This is a genomic window from Bifidobacterium sp. ESL0704 (assembly GCF_029392075.1).
In the GTDB taxonomy this organism is placed as follows: Bacteria; Actinomycetota; Actinomycetes; order Actinomycetales; family Bifidobacteriaceae; genus Bifidobacterium.
The window spans coordinates 2,093,214-2,112,071 of sequence record NZ_CP113929.1 but is presented as its reverse complement, the minus strand read 5'-3'; the positions used below and the strand labels follow the sequence as shown (position 1 = coordinate 2,112,071).

10 protein-coding genes and 1 tRNA gene are annotated in these 18,858 nt (G+C 58.6%); 10 read left to right on the top strand and 1 reads right to left on the bottom strand.

All coding sequences use genetic code 11. From position 1 onward, the window contains the following. Positions 1-182: 182 nt before the first annotated feature. A complete protein-coding gene (locus tag OZX64_RS07800; RefSeq protein WP_277172479.1) occupies positions 183-809 on the bottom strand; it encodes a hypothetical protein in 627 nt (208 codons plus the stop codon). Between the two features lie 228 nt (positions 810-1,037). Here OZX64_RS07800 and OZX64_RS07795 point away from each other — a divergent pair. From OZX64_RS07795 to OZX64_RS07750, 10 genes are all read left to right on the top strand, one after another. After that, positions 1,038-1,111: transfer RNA gene (locus OZX64_RS07795), tRNA-Arg, on the top strand. 269 nt (positions 1,112-1,380) lie between these two features. Then, positions 1,381-6,612 carry a family 16 glycoside hydrolase gene (locus OZX64_RS07790; RefSeq protein WP_277172478.1) on the top strand — a complete coding sequence of 1,744 codons (5,232 nt, stop codon included), beginning with the start codon at positions 1,381-1,383 and terminating at the stop codon, positions 6,610-6,612. 110 nt (positions 6,613-6,722) lie between these two features. After that, positions 6,723-8,039 (top strand): hypothetical protein, encoded by a 1,317-nt coding sequence (locus OZX64_RS07785; protein ID WP_277172477.1) that lies wholly within the window; start codon positions 6,723-6,725, stop codon positions 8,037-8,039. Between the two features lie 226 nt (positions 8,040-8,265). Continuing rightward, a complete protein-coding gene (locus tag OZX64_RS07780; RefSeq protein ID WP_277172476.1) occupies positions 8,266-9,468 on the top strand; it encodes an ATP-binding protein in 1,203 nt (400 codons plus the stop codon). A 99-nt stretch (positions 9,469-9,567) separates the two neighbouring features. After that, a complete protein-coding gene (gene argS / locus OZX64_RS07775; protein WP_277172474.1) occupies positions 9,568-11,448 on the top strand; it encodes an arginine--tRNA ligase in 1,881 nt (626 codons plus the stop codon). Positions 11,449-11,569: 121 nt separating this feature from the next. Continuing rightward, complete coding sequence (locus OZX64_RS07770; RefSeq protein WP_277156829.1) at positions 11,570-11,980, top strand: GNAT family N-acetyltransferase; 411 nt, start codon at positions 11,570-11,572, stop codon at positions 11,978-11,980. Positions 11,981-12,159: 179 nt separating this feature from the next. Next, positions 12,160-13,746 (top strand): diaminopimelate decarboxylase, encoded by a 1,587-nt coding sequence (locus tag OZX64_RS07765; protein WP_277172473.1) that lies wholly within the window; start codon positions 12,160-12,162, stop codon positions 13,744-13,746. A gap of 471 nt (positions 13,747-14,217) precedes the next feature. Beyond that, complete coding sequence (locus OZX64_RS07760; RefSeq protein ID WP_277157371.1) at positions 14,218-15,525, top strand: homoserine dehydrogenase; 1,308 nt, start codon at positions 14,218-14,220, stop codon at positions 15,523-15,525. A gap of 243 nt (positions 15,526-15,768) precedes the next feature. After that, complete coding sequence (locus OZX64_RS07755) at positions 15,769-17,073, top strand: homoserine kinase (protein ID WP_277175026.1); 1,305 nt, start codon at positions 15,769-15,771, stop codon at positions 17,071-17,073. Between the two features lie 79 nt (positions 17,074-17,152). Further along, entirely contained in the window at positions 17,153-18,787 is a 1,635-nt protein-coding gene (locus tag OZX64_RS07750) for a Maf family protein (protein ID WP_277172472.1), read from the top strand. Positions 18,788-18,858: the final 71 nt, after the last annotated feature.

Genomic DNA, 18,858 nt, shown 5'->3' with positions numbered 1-18,858 from the left:
GCCTTCGAAACAATGTGAATCGGGCCGGGTGGCGTCGCGTTTCCTCCAGTTGAGCTGGGTGTTGGCGGTTTTGTGACGCTGATCAGGCTACAAGCGTCGCGTTTCCTCCGGTAGGACCGCTTACTGGAGGTTTTGTGACGTAAGTCAGGCGGGTATGGCGTTCGGCAGGGCTGGGAACCGGACTACTCGTGCCGGTTGCGGCCGTAGATCTGCTCGAAATGGGGACCTTGTTCGGCCAGCTCGCGATCGAAGTCCCCGCTCCAGCTCGCAAATGGCCTGCTGGCAAGTCCATCGTTGGAGAAACGCACTTGGTCGGTGATTTCGGTGACGCAGAAATCGGGGATGATTAGGTTCGTCACCGGCCGGCTGCGCTTGGCTTCGGCCACCACAAGTGGCGCGTTGGATCCGCCGAACACATCGATGTCCCAGCCGTCCTCGCCGATCCAAGCGGCGAAACGGTTCTTGATGATGACCTCCCCGCCGCGTTTGATCAGCTCCGCGGCGATGTTGACGTCGATTTCGCGCTCCGCCTCATAACGCGTGCCGCCCACGGATGGGCCTTTGACGGTGACACTGGCTTCAGTGAAATCGTCGCGGTATCGGTCGAGCGCGGCCATCGCGTCGGTGTCGGCGTTCATTTCGATACGGGTTTTCCGGCTCGACAGACGCACGCGCAACGCATAGTTATCAGAGTGAACGTAGTAACTTTGCACGATAAGGGTCGGCGCGCTGCCATCGTCCAGTTCCTCGGGCATCTGACGGCAGAAGAACCGCCGATCGAATTCGAAGTCGTTCATTTCAGGGGCCATAGTCCAAGTCTAGACGAAATGGCGGCGTTTCGCACTTCTTGCGCATTTTTGCGGTTCGGAATGGTTGAAATCCGATAGACGGCCGATTTCCGGAATTCTGATGCATGGGGGCGTGAAAAGGCATGGGCGCGGAGGCGAATTTATCGTCTGGCTGATGGGCAATGACGTCCGGTGCCACTCAGGCCACGCCGTTGGTCGGCTACGGTGCTATGCTTTGAGTTGTTGTTTGGGTCCGTAGCTCAGCTGGATAGAGCGTCTGCCTCCGGAGCAGAAGGTCGTGGGTTCGAATCCCATCGGGCCCACAATGTGTTTTTGAGATTTCCCGCCAATACGAGGCGTGTAGTGGTTTATCGGCTCGCAATCATCTGACATCGCTTGCATCGCAAGTCCTGCGCCGTTGAGAACAAATTTTGGCAATCTTAATAAAATGATATTTCTTATCCTAATATAGTAAATAATTGTGCTTTCCTCGTCTATTTGCTGTGTCAAGGCTTTGGATTGTCTGGCACGCGATTGAGAAGGTGAGTCAAGAAGAGAACATCCAAATATATGACCATGATGAGGTGGGAATATGCGGACACAACGATCAGGTAAGACCCAAGGCGTACATTATCGTGCGGCCATACGAAAAACCATGACGGTCGCGGTGGCCATGATGGTGGCCGTCCCGATGGCTCTGTGCGCGACGCCGGCGATGGCCGCACAGGGGCTTTCCGAAGGTGCGGCGAATGCAGTGAAAGAACAATCGGGTTCCAATCCCGTTGAAGTGACCGTCGACGGTGGGGACGTGGCTCGGGCCGCGCTCAATAAAAACGGCCTGACATTCAAGGGTTTCGGCGAGTTGAGCGCCAATTCCACGAGCAGCCTGCTCATGGACTACAAGGCGGAGCATCCCCAGCAATACTGGAAAATGATCGATGTGCTCTTTGGCGGCAAACACCCGTTGATGAACACGGTCAAGATTGAAATGGGCAATGACCGCAACACCTCCACCGGTCCGAACGCGGCAGTGATGCGAGGGCCCGATGAATACCCCGATGTGGCGCGTGAGCCCGGTTTCCAGCTGGCCAGCGACGCGCTTAAAGTCAATCCCGGCCTCAAAGTGAGCATTCTGCGTTGGAAGTACCCGCAATGGGTGGGATCCGACAACAACCACGACAATATTTACAAGTGGTATAAAAACACGATTCTCGCGGTCTATCGCGAATACGGCTATATGGTGGATTCGGTCAATCCGCATATCAACGAGCAGAAGCCCGATTATGCGTGGACGAAGGATTTCGCCAATCGCGTGAAAACCGACGAGAGCGGATTCGAGGGAGCGGGCAGCATCAAGGACTTTGACGGCCGCGATGTGCCTGCGTGGAAGGATGCCCAAGAAAAAGCGGCGTTCCATAAGATTCGCACGCTTATCTCCGACGAGGTCGGCACCGGTTCGTTCGGCGCGGATATGTTCAAGGACCCCGATCTGATGAAGGCGGTCGATATCGCCGGGTTCCACTACAACACAGCCGATGACAAGAACGGCGACTTCAAGAAACTCGCCGACCAGCAGGACAAGGAAATTTGGAATTCCGAGGCCCAGGCCACGTTCTCGTTTACCGCGGATCGCCCCAACAACACCATGAACACCGCCAGCGGCGAGGGCAGCGGGACCAACAACGGCAAGAACGACGGCAAATCCGGAGTCGGCATCGGCGGCATCAACTCCGCCCTCGAGATGGCGAACACCGCCATCAAAGGCTTCACCAGCTCGCGTCGCACCAATTTCGTCTATCAGCCGGCGATCGGCTCGTTCTACGACGGTTTCCAATACTCCTCGAAAGAGCTGCTTTCCGCACGTGATCCTTGGAGCGGGTGGATGCATTATGACGGTGGCTTGGCGACGTTGGAGCAGTTCTCGCGCTTTGCCAAAACCGGGTACGAGAATGCGACCAATACCGCCGGCATTTGGCGTGGCATTCCCGAAGCTTCACGTAGCGATATGACTGACGGCAACCCGCCGGGGCGCGGAACCGGAGCGTCCAGCTCGCGCGGCGGCGCAACCAGCTACATGACGCTCGCCGCGCCGGACAAAAGCGCCTTCTCCACGGTGATCGTCAACGATTCTGCGCAGACCAAGACTTATCGCATCTCGGCCAAGAACATGAGTCTCAAGGCCGGTGCCTCGGCTCCGATGCAATTGTGGGAGACGACGGCAGCCGATGCCGGTCAGCCGTATAACGGCAACTACGTGCGCCCGATTGCGCAGATCAATCCTGACGGCCAAGGCGCCTACGAGTTCAGTGTCAAGCCGTTCTCCATGCTCACCGCCACAACCCTCGATTACGCCCAATCCGGTCCGAATGGAACACTGAAGCCTCGTGACGGCGAAGGCAGCATGCTGCCAGCCTCCAAGGAATATGTGAACGGCAAGGACCAGGCCGTTCTCGACCAGAGTTCGGACAATATCGGGCCCTTGTACGCCGACGATTTCGAATATCGGGACAAGAAGGTCGAAACCTACAAGCAAGGCGCGACGGTTGAGGAGGATTACCTGCATTCCCGAGGCGGCGACACCGGTGCCACCCCACGCTATACCGATGACACCAACGGAGCGTTCGAGGTCGTGAAACTTCCGGACGGCAGCCACGTCCTGCGTCAGCAAGTCGGCGAGGGCATGAACGCCGGTGCGTGGAACGGCGGCGACCCGATGACGACCGTCGGCGACAACCGTTGGGCCAATTACGAAGCCAGCGTCCGTGTCTACTTTGAGAACGGCGCCGACAACGGCAAGAACGCGTACGCCACCATCGGCGCGCGAGAGCAGGGTGGCAACGCCAACGGCATCGGCGCCTCGGCCGCTCAGCTGCGGGTGACCCCATCGGGAGATTGGGCTTTGCAGCGCTTCGGCGTGAATGTGGCCTCAGGAAAGCTCGGCGACACCGCCGGAGTGAACTGGAAGGCCGGATTGGGCCAATGGAACACCATCGCCATCCGTGTGGCGGGCGATACCTATACGGCGCTGGTCAATGGCGTCACGGTCGGCGACTATCGGGATGCCGCTGCGCAGGCGAGTGGACGTGTGCAGATCGGCACCAGCTTCACCAATGTGCGCTTCGATGACCTCAAGGTGGATCGGGTCGCTGGTTACACGCCTTATTACACCGATTTCATCGACAACATGCATCAACGCAGCTGGGGCGACACCTCTACGCCGATTCTGCAATATAACAAGGATTGGCAGCATCTGGACGGGCAGGGCATGTTCGTCTACAAGCGCTCCATCTCGACGAGCACGGCCAAAGGCGCGACGCTCACCTATCGTTTCTCCGGGACGGGTCTCGATATCATCGGTGCCAACAGCGGAAAGGCGCGGCTCAATGTCTCTGTCGACGGCAAGAGAATTCTGTCGAATGCCTCCACATTGCAGGCTTCCAATCTTGCGACGACGTTCATGCTTCGTGGATTGGGCAAGGGCCAGCATGTCGTCGTCATCGAAACCGCAAACGCCGAACCGTTCTCCGTGGACGCGGTGGGCGTCGTCAGCGATGCGGGTAAGGCCGCGGTGGAATCGAGCAAGGTTGATACCGGCTCGTTGCGCGCGGCTCTGGAAAAGGTCAAGGACTACAACGCTGGCGAGTACTATCCGTCGACATGGGATGTTTTCGATGCCGCTCGCGCCGCTGCCAAGTCCGCGCTTGACGATCCTGCCGGATATGGGTTGGATGCCGAAGGTGCCTCCGCTCTTATCGCTCGTCTTGACGCCGCTTCGAAGAATCTGGTCGGCAAGGACGTCAGTCCTGATATCGATGACCTTGGTGCCATGCCGGCGGTGAGCGCCGACAGTGGTCTTCCCGCTTCAATCACCATTGACGGGCAGCGGGCCAAGGTCTCGTGGAGCGACGAAAGCGCCCAGGCCGTGGCGAAAGCCGACGCCTATTCATGGATGACGGTTTCCGGTGTGAGCGCGGCGTTGAAGGACGGGCTGAAGCACCGCTTCACCGCCAATGTCGAAATACTGCCTACCCTGGATATGGCCTATTTCATCGATTCCGGTGCGGGGGCCACGTCTGCTGAATACGAATCGGTGAAGGCCGGCGTGCCTGGATTGCTTAATCAGGTCGCCGATCAGAAGGCCGGTGCCTCCACGGATGCCTCGACGGCCTGGGGCTATGGCGACAACGCCGTGGTCAAGTCCGCGACGGAGAAGGACAAGTACCAAAGCGGGCTTTACCAGAATGGACAGGAACTGGACTACACCCTGCCGCTGAAGGCCGGATCCTACCGTATCACGGCCGGCTTCACGGAGTGGTGGAGCGGAGAGAACCGTCCGATGAAGCTCGAGGCGAGCTGGAACGAGGGAGGTGTCGCCAAATCCGCGAGCGGCAGCCATATGCCCAGTCTCACCACCGCGGGGCGCAATGGCACGGGAACGGTCGATTTCAGCCTTGGCGCTGACGCGACGGTGACCTTTAAGGTGCTTTCCGACGGCGGCAAGGATCCTGTGATCAGCTGGCTGGGAGTCGAGCATGAACCGATGCCGCTGGGGGTGATCGCGGCGGTCGCAGGCAGTTCGTTGCCGTCCTCGGTAGCCGTTAACGGCAAACAGACCGATGTGCAGTGGTCTGATGAGTCTCTGAAAGCATTCTCCCAGGCGAACGAATACGACACCATCGATGTACGTGGGTCTGTGGCCGACAAGGGCGGTTCCAACGGGCGCAAGGCGGTGAGCGCCCGTATCGAGGTGGTCCCTGCCGGGCTGCGTTACTACATCGATTCCGGCACTTCCGGCGTGGCATCTCCTCAATACCTTGCCGTGAAAGCCGAACGCGACTCCATCGGCAATCCCTTGAAAAACGATGCGGTCGATCGCGTGGCGCCATCCGCAAGCGAGTGGGGCTACGAGGCTGCCGGCGTCAAAGTCAAAGGCGGCACCGACATCAACGACAAGTACTCGACCGGTCTCTATCAGGACACCACCAAGCAGGTCTATCATCTGCCGCTCGACGCTGGAAATTATACGTTGACTGCCGGATTCGCCGAATGGTGGGGGCAGGATCGCACGATGTATCAGACTGCCAGCGTCGGCGGCACGCAGATCGGCGAGAAGGCGACGGTCGCTTTGTCCGGTACCAACACCCCGTTGCATCAGACGTTGCGTTTCAAGCTTGACGCCCCGGCCACGGTTGATTATGTGGTCACCAACGAGGGCGCGGGCGGCAACAAGCCGGTCATCTCGTGGCTCGCGGTGGCGGCCGACCTGCCTGCCAAGGTGAAGGTCGACAAGTTGCAAGATGCCGTCAGCAAGGCGAAGAAACTCAATGAGGCGGATTACACCAAGGAAAGCTGGGAGCCGTTCGCCAATGCGCTGAAGAGCGCCGAGTCCGTGCTGGATCGCGCGCAATCGCAGAACGCCATCGCCGATGCGCAGGATCTGACGGAGCCCGTCACCCAACAGGATGTCGATGCGGCCGTTGAGAAACTGAACAAAGCGGAGTCGGCGTTGGTCCGGATCTCCCCTCCGGCTCCTTCGCCGTCACCCACGCCGAATCCGTCACCGAATCCGAATCCGACACCCACGCCGAATCCGGGCGGATCAAACGGCAACGCGAATCCGGGGGCGAACGGTGGTGCCTCGGGGTCTCCTGCTGCGTCGAACGGACGGAAGCCGGGCAAAGCGGCCAACAAGCCAACAAAGTCTCTTGTCTCTACAGGCGTTGACGTGTGGTGCCTCGCGTTGGCCGCAATCGTGGCCGTGGCCATGGGCTGCATGCTCAAATGGTTCGGCACGTTCGGCGAATCGAGACGTTCATCGCGGTGATGGGTTGAGGTAAAGATGCCGGGGCGCAGCAGTCAATACGATGCTGCCGCCCCGGCATCTGTGCGTTTCCACGGGTCTTCAAGAGGCTAGGATAGGGTATCGTGTCTGGAATGGAAGATGATTGCTTCAGTGGTGATAGTGCAGACGAGGATGGCGATGGTGGTACGTTGAGTATCCCTGAATCGGTGGACGCACGGCGCGATTGGCTGGGTGCTCTCGAGAATGTTGCGGCCATCGCGGGCTATGAATTGCGCGACCGAGGCGACATGGTTGAATGCCTGCCTTTGCCTTCGTCCGGCGACGCGAGGCAACCGGGTGATGCCACAAGTCCCGTTGCGAAGCCTAAGGTCTACCGCCTGACTTACTCCGCCAAGGATCGTAGATACACGGTCGGTCGCGTTGTCAACCACAGAAACAACGAATTGGTCAGTGTCAAAAAGCCGCAGAGCGCCGTGCTCTATCTCGCGTTGCAAATGAAGAATCCGCAATTCACACGTCCGGAAGCGATAAGAAACCTCACCGATTACGACGGACCGGAATGGAAAGTTCCTCAAGTTCTTGCCGATTGCGTGGGCGAGGAAAATTTCGCTTGCGGAACCTCGGAGCGCTACGGCAGGAGCGTCGGACTCGCGAAAAGCGACAACAAGTGGTTCGTCTATTATTTCCGCGAACGTTGCGAACTGTATCACGTCGGGTTTTACGAGACATATCCCGAGGCTTTGCAGGTCATGGCGGACATGGCTTGGTCGTTGCGCTGCGCCGAGCAATACGCGCGTGAGCTGGGCGTCGGTAATGGCGAGGGCGTGCAGCAGACCATCGATATGTTCCTCACCGGTCATTCCGAGCAGTCGCCTTACGCTCCGGAAAACCGCATCAAAATCAAGGTTCCGACCTATCGGACCGGCCCGAGAGTCGCCAGCGTCGGGGAAGACAACGGCGCTCGCCAGCACGGCGACGAATTGCATTTCAGCGACGAGACCGACGACGGGCTGTGGATCACCGAACCCGGCAACGGCTACCGTCCCGATCGCAAGTTGATGTGCCAGATCGCGGCGTTGGTTGTCGGGACGGCGGTGTTCGTATTCGCCTTCGCCGTGGTGTTCCTGATTGCTATTCCATCGGATTGGCCCGGTTGCCTCGGGCTGGTGGCGTGCGGAGTGATTTATCTGATAGAGGTTGCGATAATGGTGGGCTGCGTGCGCAACTATTCAAGGCGGAACTCCGGTTTGCTGAAAGGTTTTTCCTGGTTCATGGTTGGCGTTGCGATAGCGTACTTCCTCGTCTTGCTTATCCTGGCTCTGAATTATCGGGAGGATAGCAATTGGGAACCTGCCTTCGGTATACTTTTTGTATTTCTGTTCGGTCTTTTGGCTCCGGATATACCGAACGGCAAATACAAGAATTGGAATTTCTCGGCTATGTTTTAAGCGGTTTGGCGGTTGATACACAGGCTTTCGTCGGTGTAGTGCGAAGACACTCTCGTTTTCTGCAATGCTGAAAAGTTTTAATTGTACGTGAAACTAATCGCGTTTTGCCGAAAAGTTTCAACTGTACTTAAAACTAAGTGAATTTTTCCGAAAAGTTTTCAGTATACTTTAAACTTTTCGGATTTTAGAGTAAAGTTTAAAGTACAAATGAAAGCAAAGAGGATTTATGGTGATTGAACGACTGGCATATCTTGAACGTATTAAGCCGTACGTCGGCAAGAACATCATTAAAGTGCTCACTGGCGTCAGGCGCTCCGGCAAGTCGACGTTATTGTATTTGCTTAAGCGGCATATGCTGGCCCAAGGTGCCTCGGAAGCCAATATGCTTCATTTGCGTTTTGAGTCCGCGCAATTGGCTGATGTCAAAAATGACAAAGATCTGACGCAATATGTGTATGAGCATATTGACCCTAAGAAACCCATATGCCTATTTCTCGATGAGATTCAGGAAGTCGAGCATTGGGAACGTGCCTTGCGCGCGTTCATGGTGGATTGCGATGCCGACATTTATATCACGGGCTCCAATGCGAGCGTGCTTTCCAGCGATTTGGCGACGTTCATCACCGGCCGTTATGTGACCATTGAGGTTTTTCCGCTTTCGTTTAAGGAATTCGAGCCGGCGTATCGCGTTGCACATCCCAAGGCAGACAATCGTGAGGCGTTCCGGGCCTATGTGGTTCAAGGCGGGTTCCCCTTCCAGAATGAACTTGATTTTGATCAGGATGCTTCGTTGCATTACTTGGATGATTTATTCTCGACGATTCTGCTGAAGGATGTGGTCAAACGCAACGATATCCGTGACGTTGATATGCTCGAACGGATCGTACGTTATGCCGTCGCCGAGGAAGGGCATCTTTTAACGACCAAGCGCATTTCCGATTACTTGAAAAGCGAGCAGCGCAAGGTCAGTGCGGCAACGGTGACCAATTATCTTGAGGCTGCCACACAGGCGTATCTTCTGTATCGCGTTCGTCGTGAAGATGCGGTGGGCAAGAAAATGCTGTCGTTCAACGATAAATATTATGTTGTCGATCAGGGGTTGCGGCAGGCTCTTGGCCTTAACAATGTCGCGAACGTCGATCAGGTGCTGGAGGGCATTGTATACACTGAGCTTTTGCGCCGGGGCTATAAGGTCAATGTCGGCAAAGTGGGGGATGCCGAGGTCGATTTCATCGTGCGTCGCAATGGTGAGACCGAATATTATCAGGTCTCGTATCTGGTCGCCGACGAGCAGACTCGGAATCGTGAGTTCGGGGTATTGGCCAAGATAAATGACAATTATCGCAAGACGGTGCTTTCGCTCGACGAGTTCCCCTACAGTGTCGACGGCATCCGCGGCGTCAATCTAGTCGATTGGTTGCTGGAATAAGACGGCAACTGAACTTAGTGATGGGCGGGTAAACTTTGGAATTGCGTTGAGGCTTATCGTTGGAAGAGAAGGTTCACTCGACACGCTAGACTGAGGTGCATGAATCCTGAAGCGTTGAGTGAACTTATTTCTGATATTGCACATGGGCTGGTTGAGGCCGGCCAAGCCGGCGATTTGACAGCCGAGCTGGTGCCACCGGTCGAGAAGCTGGCCGTGATGCGGCCGAAGGACCGTGCCCACGGCGACTGGTCGTCGAACGTGGCGATGCAACTGGCCAAGAAGGCGGGCATGAAGCCGCGTGATTTGGCCGAGGCGTTCGCCGCCAGGCTGCGTGACGCCGACGGCATCGCCTCCGTCGAGGTGGCCGGGCCTGGCTTCATCAACATCACGCTCGATTCGGCCTCCGCTGCCGCCGTGGTCTCGCAGATTCTGGACCAGTCTCTCGACGTCGATCCCGTCGATAAGGGCGTCGAGGTCTGGAAGGGCAAGGATAGCGATACCGATACCGCAACCGCTGCGAAAACCGTACATTCCACCAAGTTCGGCCTGAACGACCACTTGGCCGGCAAGACCCTGAACCTTGAATTCGTCTCCGCGAACCCGACCGGCCCAATTCACATCGGCGGCGTGCGCTGGGCGGCGACCGGCGACTCCATGGCCCGTGTGCTCGAGGCCAACGGCGCCAAGGTCGTGCGCGAATACTACTTCAACGACCACGGCGAGCAGATCAATCGCTTCGCCAAGTCGCTGGTGGCGGCGGCTCACGGCGAGGAAACTCCAGCCGATGGCTATAAAGGCACGTATATCAACGAGATCGCCGACCGTGTGATCGCCGAGGCGAAGGCGGACGGCGTCGATGTGCTCGCCCTGCCTCGCGTCGACGGCGGCAAGGACAAGGACGGCAATGCGCTCGGCGAAGGCGATTCCGAACAGCGCGAGGAGTTCCGCAAGCGCGCGGTGCCGATGATGTTCGCCGAGATCCAGCAGTCGATGAAGGATTTCCGCGTCAACTACGACGTCTGGTTCCACGAGAACAGCCTCTATCAGGACGGCGCCGTCGAAAAGGCCATCGCCTGGCTGCGCGACCACGGCGACATCTACGAAAAGGACGGGGCCACCTGGTTCGCCTCGACCAAGCACGGCGACGACAAGGACCGCGTCATCATCAAGTCCAACGGCGAGTACGCCTACTTCGCCGCCGACATCGCCTACTACTACGACAAGCGCCATCGCGAGGTGAACCCGGCCGACGTGGCCATCTATATGCTCGGTGCCGACCACCACGGCTATATCGGCCGCATGATGGCGATGTGCGCCGCGTTCGGCGACAAGCAAAACGTCAACATGCAGATTCTCATCGGCCAGATGGTCAACGTGATGAAGGACGGCAAGGCCGTGCGCATGTCCAAGCGCGCCGGCAACGTCGTCACCATCGATGACCTCGTGGAGGCCGTGGGTGTGGACGCCGCGCGTTATTCGCTAGCCCGCACCGACTACAACACCAGCGTCGACATCGACCTCGATGTGCTCGCCTCGCACACCAACGAGAACCCGGTCTACTACGTCCAGTACGCGCACGCCCGCAGCTGCAACGTCGACCGCAATGCGCAAGCTGCGAAGATCGACGCAAGCGCCGCTGACCTGTCGTTGCTCGACACCCCAGCCGACGGCGAAGTGCTGGGCTCGCTGGCCCAGTGGCCGTCCGTCGTCACCGATGCCGGCGACCTGCGCGCCCCACACAAGATCGCGCACTATCTCGAGTCGCTCGCCGGCACGTACCACAAGTGGTACAACTTGGAGCGCGTGGTGCCGATGGACCTGACTGGCCTGGATGAGCGCAAGATGGACGAGGCCGCGCGCGTCGCCAAGTGCCCGGAACCGGCCCGTGCCGCAGCTCGTTTGCAATTGAATGATGCTGTCCAGCGCGTCATCGCCTCCGGCCTGGCGATGCTCGGCGTCACCGCGCCCGACAAGATGTAATGCAGGATGTATCGCGAATCGGTCACGTTTCCCATCGTGGGATGACGTGGCCGATTTCTTTATGCGTTATTTATCATTGTCTACAAGTCAATAGGTGATAGGGCAAATCAGAGGAGAGAATATGGTCGACGGAGACATCAGATTTACGGATGAGAAATGTTTCACGCAAGCGCAGGTCGAGCGTCTTTTCCTCTCTGTCGGCTGGGTTTCCGGAAAGTATCCGGAACGTTTGTACAAGGCCTTGATGGGTTCCTCCACGGTCTTTTCCGCGTGGGACGGCGATCGGCTTGCCGGGCTGGTGCGCGTTTTGGATGACGGGGCGATGATGGCCTATATGCATTACGTCCTGGTCGATCCCGAATATCAAGGCAGGGGCATCGCCGGCCACATGGTTGAGATGGTCAAGCAACGGTATGCGGATTATTTCTACATCGAAGTCATGCCGGAGGAAAGCAAGAACGCGGCGTTCTATCAAAAGCATGGGTTCGCAATCATGCAAGATGGCGTAGCCATGCAGATTTGCAATGGGTGAGTGAGCTTGTCGTTGGCCCTGTCGGCTACACGAGATATTGCAATTTTGGACTGATCTCTGTGCGAGCTCAATAGGCACATCACTGTGTTGAGATGATTCCACCATTTTCATCGCGTTTCGGTATCGTTAGGTACAGCTTGAAAATTGCGTGACAGACGAAGAATAGAGGGGACGAAATTATGGGCATCACTTCGATTTGGCCGGAAGCGACAGCGTTCAATGGCGACGGCGAACTGACTTTCCATGGGCACAGCGCCGCATCGTTGCTCGACGAGTTCGGCTCGCCGCTCTACCTGATCGATACCGACGAGGTGCGTGCCCGTGCGCGCAAATTCGTGCGTGCCGCCGCCGACGCGTTCAACACCTCGACCACTCACGTCAGCTTCGCGGGCAAGGCGTTCCTCTCCAAGGAGGTCGTGCGCATCGTCACCCAAGCCGGCATGTCCGTCGACACCTGCTCGATGGGGGAGATCGAGATCGCGCTTGCCGCAGGGGTGCCCGGGCGCCGGCTTGTGCTGCACGGCAACAACAAGTCCGACGAGGAGATCGAGCTGGCCGTGCGCGAAGGATTCTCGAAAATCGTCGTCGACTCGGCCGATGAACCCGCACGCATCGCCGCCATCGCGCACCGTCTCGGCAAGCGTGCCCGCGTCATGCTGCGCGTCACCTCCGGCATCCACGCCGGCGGTCACGAATACATCTCCACCGCGCACGAAGACCAGAAATTCGGCGTTCCGCTGCTGCCGGCCGGCGTCGGACCCGAAATACTTGATATTCTTGCCAAGCTTGGCAGTGCGACTGTAGGTGATAGTGCCCAGAATACCGCTGATTGTGCAAGTGGCAACGAGCTAGATTACTCGATCAAATACCCCTACGATATGAGCCATGTCAAGGTTTCCGACACCGAACGCGAACTGGCCGAAGCGATGAACGCCGTGGCGGACGGGCCGGCGCTCGCGGTGCTCAAAGACATCTACCAGCGCCAGGACGACCTCGAGCTGGTCGGCATCCATTCGCATATCGGCTCCCAGATCCACGACGCCAACGCGTTCATCGAAGCCGCGCGACGCATGATGCTCTTACGTAAGACCTTCTACGCCACCGACGCCTACACCCTGCCCGAGGTCGATTTGGGTGGCGGCTACTCCGTGGCTTACACCGATGCCGAGGATTCCATGGACATCGACGTCGAGCTTGGCAGGCTGGCCCAGGCCGTCACTTCGATCAACAAGGCGCTGGGCATGCCCGCCCCGGTCATTTCCTTCGAGCCCGGCCGCTGGATCGTCGCCCCCGCAGGCGTCACGCTCTACCGTGTCGGCACCATCAAGCGTGTGACGTTGCCGAAAGGCACGAAAGACCAAGCCGGCAATCCCATCGCCGAACGCACCTACGTTTCGGTCGACGGCGGCATGAGCGACAACATCCGTCCGGCGCTCTACGGTGCGGATTACACGGCCCTGCTCGCCAACCGCGATAGTGGCGGCGAAAAGGACGAAAACGGCAACCTCAAGGATTCCATGCTCGCCCGAGTGGTCGGCATGCACTGCGAGTCCGGCGACATCCTCGTTCACGAATGCCGCCTGCCGCGCGATCTCAAGCGTGGCGACATCCTCGCCATCCCGGTCACCGGCGCTTACGGCCGTACGATGGCCAGCAATTACAATCAGGCCCTGATTCCCGCCGTGATCGCCGTCAGCAGTAAAGACGCCCACCTTATGCTCCGTCGCCAGACCATCCAGGATCTGCTCGCCCTCGACGTGAGCTGATTGCTGATGGTGTCGGTCGCACAATGATGCAGTCAACGGCGGCGCCGATATCTCTTGTCGGTGACGTAGATGATTCGGGCTTCTGCGTTTATTATCCTATGCCTGATGTGTGGGGTTTCAAGATGATGAGTCATATCTTTATTCTGGGTTTGTGGCATCAGTTCGCTGTTATGCTACAAACCCAGAATAAAGAGGCTCTTCATCATGGGTTTGTAGCATAAGTTTTCGGATAAGCTACAAACCCGTCTCTCCTGTGCCGGAACATGACCAAGATTTCTTGATGAGAAGGTATGCGCGTCTGCTTGTTGTCGGTTCTGATGAAGTGTCGGATTCATTTCCTAGGATTGATGAGTCTAAGTATGTGAAGTAATGGAAGCGGCTGAAACGGGAGTGAGTATGGGGCAGATGGAAAGTTCGGCGCAACGACGCGCCCAAGGCGACGGCAATCAAGCGGAAATTCTGCCGAAGGGGATTCACGACAGCTCGACTCCGATTCGTGTGGGTCTTTTGGGCGTGGGAACCGTCGGTTCTGAAGTCGCCAGGATTCTTTCGGAACAGAAGAACGAACTTCAGCAACGGATGGGCCAGCCGTTCGAGATTTCCGGCATAGCCTGCCGCGAACCCGAGAAGGTCGACTTTCCCTGGATCGACAAAACACTGCTCACCACAGACACCACATATGTTGCCAGTCACAGCGACATTCTGGTCGAGCTGATCGGCGGCCTTGAGCCCGCGCGAACGCTCGTGTTGAAGGCCCTCGAAAGCGGCGCTTCCGTGGTCACCGCGAACAAGGCGCTGCTGGCGAAATACGGTCCGGAAATCTATCGCACCGCCGAGGAGGACGGCGTCGATATCTACTTCGAGGCAGCCGTCGGCGGTGCGATTCCGCTGGTCCGCCCGTTGCGTGAATCGCTGGTCGGCGACAAGGTCACCAGCGTTCTGGGCATTCTCAACGGCACCACCAACTACATTCTTGACCAGATGACCACCAAGGGCCTCGATTTCGAGGTGGCGTTGAAGGACGCACAGGCCAAAGGCTACGCCGAAGCCGATCCGACCGGTGACATCGAAGGCGAGGACGCGGCGAACAAGGCGGCCATCGTAGCGTCTCTTGCGTTCCATACGCCGGTGAGCATCGATGACGTCACGACGGAGGGCATCACCAACATCACCGCCGATGACATCGCGCTGGCACGGGCCGAGCACAAGGTCATCAAGCTGCTTGCCGTCGTGGTCAACGGTGAACATGGCGTGTCCGCACGCGTCTACCCGGCGCTCATCCCCGACAATCATCCGCTCGCCAGCGTGCACGGCAGCTATAACGCGGCGTTCGTGCACGCGCAGGCGGCCGATGACCTGATGTTCTACGGTCGCGGCGCCGGTGGTGCGCCCACCGCTTCGGCGGTTATGGGCGATATCGTCACTGTTGCCCGTCATATCGTCCAAGGCGGCACCGGTCCGCAGATTTCGATGTACCAGAATCTGCCCAAAGCCCCGTTGAACGCCTCCCGCGCCGCGTTCGCCGTGCGTTTCCGTATTTGCGACCGCCCGGGTATCCTTGCCGCGATCTCCAAGACCTTCGCCGACCACAACGTCTCCATCAACGGCATCAATCAGGACCTGAAGCCGACCCCGCACGACCCCGGCTATTCGGGCGAGCAGCAGACCCTGCGCGTGGTGACCCACCAGTGCAACGAAACCAAGCTGCGCGAAACGGTGGAGGATGTCTGCAAGTTCGACTTCGTCATCGGCGAGCCCTCGATTTTGCGCGAGATGTAGGGATTGGTTCCTGCTGTCGGTGCCTGCTGACAGCCCGTTTATCTGCAATCGCGAGACCCACGTTCGTGTGAACAATGCGCGGGTCTCTTTTCGGTTTCCGTTGTCCGATCGCCTTTCCATATCGGAAATGAAGGGATACGCAAAGGTGGGCACATCTTGCCGAGCTCGAGACAATGGCGTTATCCTGTTGCTATTGGTTGACATGAATTGATGGACATTAGTCGAGGAGACGTTATGGCGGGAATGATGCCGAAAGTCCGGCAGGTCAAGGTGCGGGTTCCGGCCACGAGCGCGAATCTCGGTTCAGGGTTCGACTCTGTCGGTCTGGCTCTGGACTATCACGACGAGCTTGCCTTTACCGTCAATGAAGATGGGATATTCGATAATCAAGACAAACGCAACGGGCAGAGTAATCCGACCGCCCAAAACGATCAACAAAGCCAAGACGTCATGGGCGGTCAAAGTGGCATCTCCGGTCAAAGCAAGCTAAGTGGCTTCTCAGCCACCTCCGCCAAAGTGATCATTCACGGTGAGGGTGAGGACACGCTGCCCCGCGACGAGACGCATCTGGTCGTCTCGGCCTTCCGGCGTGCGTGCGAGGCGTTCGGCCTGCGTCGCTTCGGCTTCACGCTTGAGGCATATAACAATATCCCGCAGGCGCGCGGCATGGGATCGTCGGCCGAGGCCATCGTCGCCGGCATCGCCGCCGCGGCCGCCTTCGCGCAGGGCGACGCTGATTTCAATCGGGAGACGGTGTTCCAGATGGCCGCCTCGATGGAGGGACATCCCGACAACGTGGCACCTGCGGTCTATGGCGGGCTCACGGTTTCGTGGAATTTCAAGACCGCGGAAGGTGTGGGGAGCGTGGGCATTCCCGGCGGCGAGCCGCTGTGTGCCGGGTTCCACACGGTCAACTATCCGGTGGCCCGCGCCATGACCGCTGCCGTTTTTGTCCCGGATTTTGAGCTTTCCACACAAAAGGCCCGCGAAGCTTTGCCGCGCAAGCTTCCCTATCAGGATGCGGTGTTCAACGTCTCTCGCGTCGCGCTGCTTCCTGCCGCGATGAATCCGGCGAGTCTTGTCGACGAGTCTGGCGTTCAATCGCCAAACGAGGCGTCATCCGTCCGTAATGACGAGGTCGCTTCCAACGCGGATTCGGCTGCTGTCGATGGTGATTTTCAATTGCCGCAAGAAGACGATGGGAATGGCGATTCGGCTTTCCGTTCCCGCCGGCCGTTGCTCGAGGATACCGCTGCCATCGCCTCGCGTTCCAACGCCCTGCTGTTCGCCGCCACGCAAGACAGGCTTCACCAGCCCTATCGCAAGGGATTGATGCAACCGTCGTGGAAGCTGATCGAGACACTGCGCGCGCATGGTTTCGCCGCCGCAGTCTCCGGAGCCGGCCCGTGCGTGTTGGTGCTCCACTATGGCGACGCATCGGCGCAGATCGACGAGATCGCCGCCGCCCAGCTCTCGAGCGGTCACTGGCGCGTTCTCCATCTTCCCGTCAGCCCCCAAGGCGTTCAGGTCGAGCTCGAGTCGCGCTGACGCGTGGCGCGGGAATTGGGTAGGCTAGACGTAGATCTGTTCTTCTGCCGGCTGTGGCCGGTGAAATGTTTGGAGTGTTATGTCGATTCCCTTGGTTCTCGCCTCGCAGTCGCCGTCACGGCGCAATGTACTCAATGCCGCCGGCATTAGCCCGACCATCCACGTCTCGCATGTTGATGAACCTGCAGCGGTGGCCGCCGAGGCGAAGGCTCGTGGGGTGGCCGTCGAGGATTTGAGCTGCGAGCAGCGCGTGATGATTCTGGCGCGGGCCAAGGCGCAGAGCGTCTATCAGGCCTATCGGCAGGTTGCCGCTGCCGCACTCGGTGCCAGCGGCGAGCAGATGACCGCCTATCCTCTTGAAGCCGAGGGGAACGATGATAACGCCGGGCGCAATGCCGGTACGGCGAAACCCGCAAACGGTGATATAACAACGCTGACCCGCGATTTTTCAGCGGTCGAAGTGCCTGTCGAAGCCAAGCCGATGAAGCAGGCGTTGGCTGAGCATCCCGGATTCGCTGTGGCCGAGGTCGGCCCGCTGATCATCGGCTGCGATTCCATGTTCCTTTTCGAGGGTGTTGCGCTGGGCAAGCCGCACACCCCGGAAGTCGCCCGCGAACGGCTGAGTGCGATGCGTGGCAAGTCGGGCGAGTTGTGGACCGGCCATTGCCTGATCGATTTCGCCACCGGCCGGCAGAAGCTTGAATCCAGCCACGCCATAGTGCGTTTCGGCGATTATTCCGACCAAGATATCGAGGCGTACATCGCGTCCGGCGAGCCGTTGGAAGTGGCGGGATGCTTTACGTTGGAGGGGCTCGGCGGCGCTTTCATCGACGGTGTCGAGGGCGACCCGAGCGGCGTGCTCGGTCTGAGTCTGCCGTTGCTACGCCGCATGGTCGTGAGTATGGGCGTGGCGTGGACGGATCTTTGGAATACCGGTCTTGGCAAGGTGGCTGCAACAAGAATGCAATCGCAGGCTGCGTCGCAAGTTGCGGATGGCTTGAAAGTGCAGAATGATGCGGTTTCGGTATCGTTAAATGGCGAAAATGCTGATAACGATATCGAAACGTCATCAACAAAAACGAAACCGAATACCGAGAATATTGATACAGGTGAGCCATCACTATCTGCAAGGACTAAGGCAAAGGCCGCGGCCGCCAAAACGCAGTCCGATGCCGAGGCGCAGGCCGCGTCAATCGTGCCGCCGAAAGACAACGTTCACCAGCCCGGCGATGGCTGGGTACAGTGCGCCTGCGGACGTCGCCATTGGGGACTGAACGGTGCCGCCGGCGTGTTGCTCGCCCGGCGTAGCCAGGAAACCGGCGAAGTCACCGATATTGTCATGCAGCATCGTGCGATGTGGAGCGCGGAAGGCGGCACTTGGGGCATTCCCGGCGGTGCGCTCGCGGACGGCGAGAGCCCGATCGAGGGTGCGTTGCGCGAAAGTTACGAGGAGGCCAACATCACCCCGGAGGACATTGAGGTTGTCGGCACGCATCGTGAGGAGCACGGCCCGTGGGCCTACACCACGGTTTTCGCCTTCGAGAAGCCGGGGCATGAGGTCAACCCGCACCCCAACGACGACGAAAGCATGGAGATTGCGTGGATTCCGGTCGGCGAGGTGCCCGACCGCAAGCTGTTGACCGCGATGAACGCTGACTGGCCGCATTTCGTCGGGCGTCTGGGCGATTTGGCGCGTGAATACCGCAACCGTTGATTCGTCTGTGAAGGCCGGCCAAAGTCTCCTCGTCGCTCCTGTGAATGGCTGTGCCGATTGGTTCCATCTGA

Excerpts from the sequence above, each read along its gene's own strand:
- OZX64_RS07800 (WP_277172479.1), bottom strand. The coding sequence starts at position 809 with ATGGCCCCTGAAATGAACGACTTCGAATTCGATCGGCGGTTCTTCTGC.
- OZX64_RS07750 (WP_277172472.1), top strand. The coding sequence starts at position 17,153 with ATGTCGATTCCCTTGGTTCTCGCCTCGCAGTCGCCGTCACGGCGCAAT.
- OZX64_RS07755 (WP_277175026.1), top strand. The coding sequence starts at position 15,769 with ATGATGCCGAAAGTCCGGCAGGTCAAGGTGCGGGTTCCGGCCACGAGC.
- OZX64_RS07785 (WP_277172477.1), top strand. The coding sequence starts at position 6,723 with ATGGAAGATGATTGCTTCAGTGGTGATAGTGCAGACGAGGATGGCGAT.
- OZX64_RS07770 (WP_277156829.1), top strand. The coding sequence starts at position 11,570 with ATGGTCGACGGAGACATCAGATTTACGGATGAGAAATGTTTCACGCAA.
- OZX64_RS07780 (WP_277172476.1), top strand. The coding sequence starts at position 8,266 with ATGGTGATTGAACGACTGGCATATCTTGAACGTATTAAGCCGTACGTC.
- OZX64_RS07765 (WP_277172473.1), top strand. The coding sequence starts at position 12,160 with ATGGGCATCACTTCGATTTGGCCGGAAGCGACAGCGTTCAATGGCGAC.
- OZX64_RS07790 (WP_277172478.1), top strand. The coding sequence starts at position 1,381 with ATGCGGACACAACGATCAGGTAAGACCCAAGGCGTACATTATCGTGCG.
- argS (WP_277172474.1), top strand. The coding sequence starts at position 9,568 with ATGAATCCTGAAGCGTTGAGTGAACTTATTTCTGATATTGCACATGGG.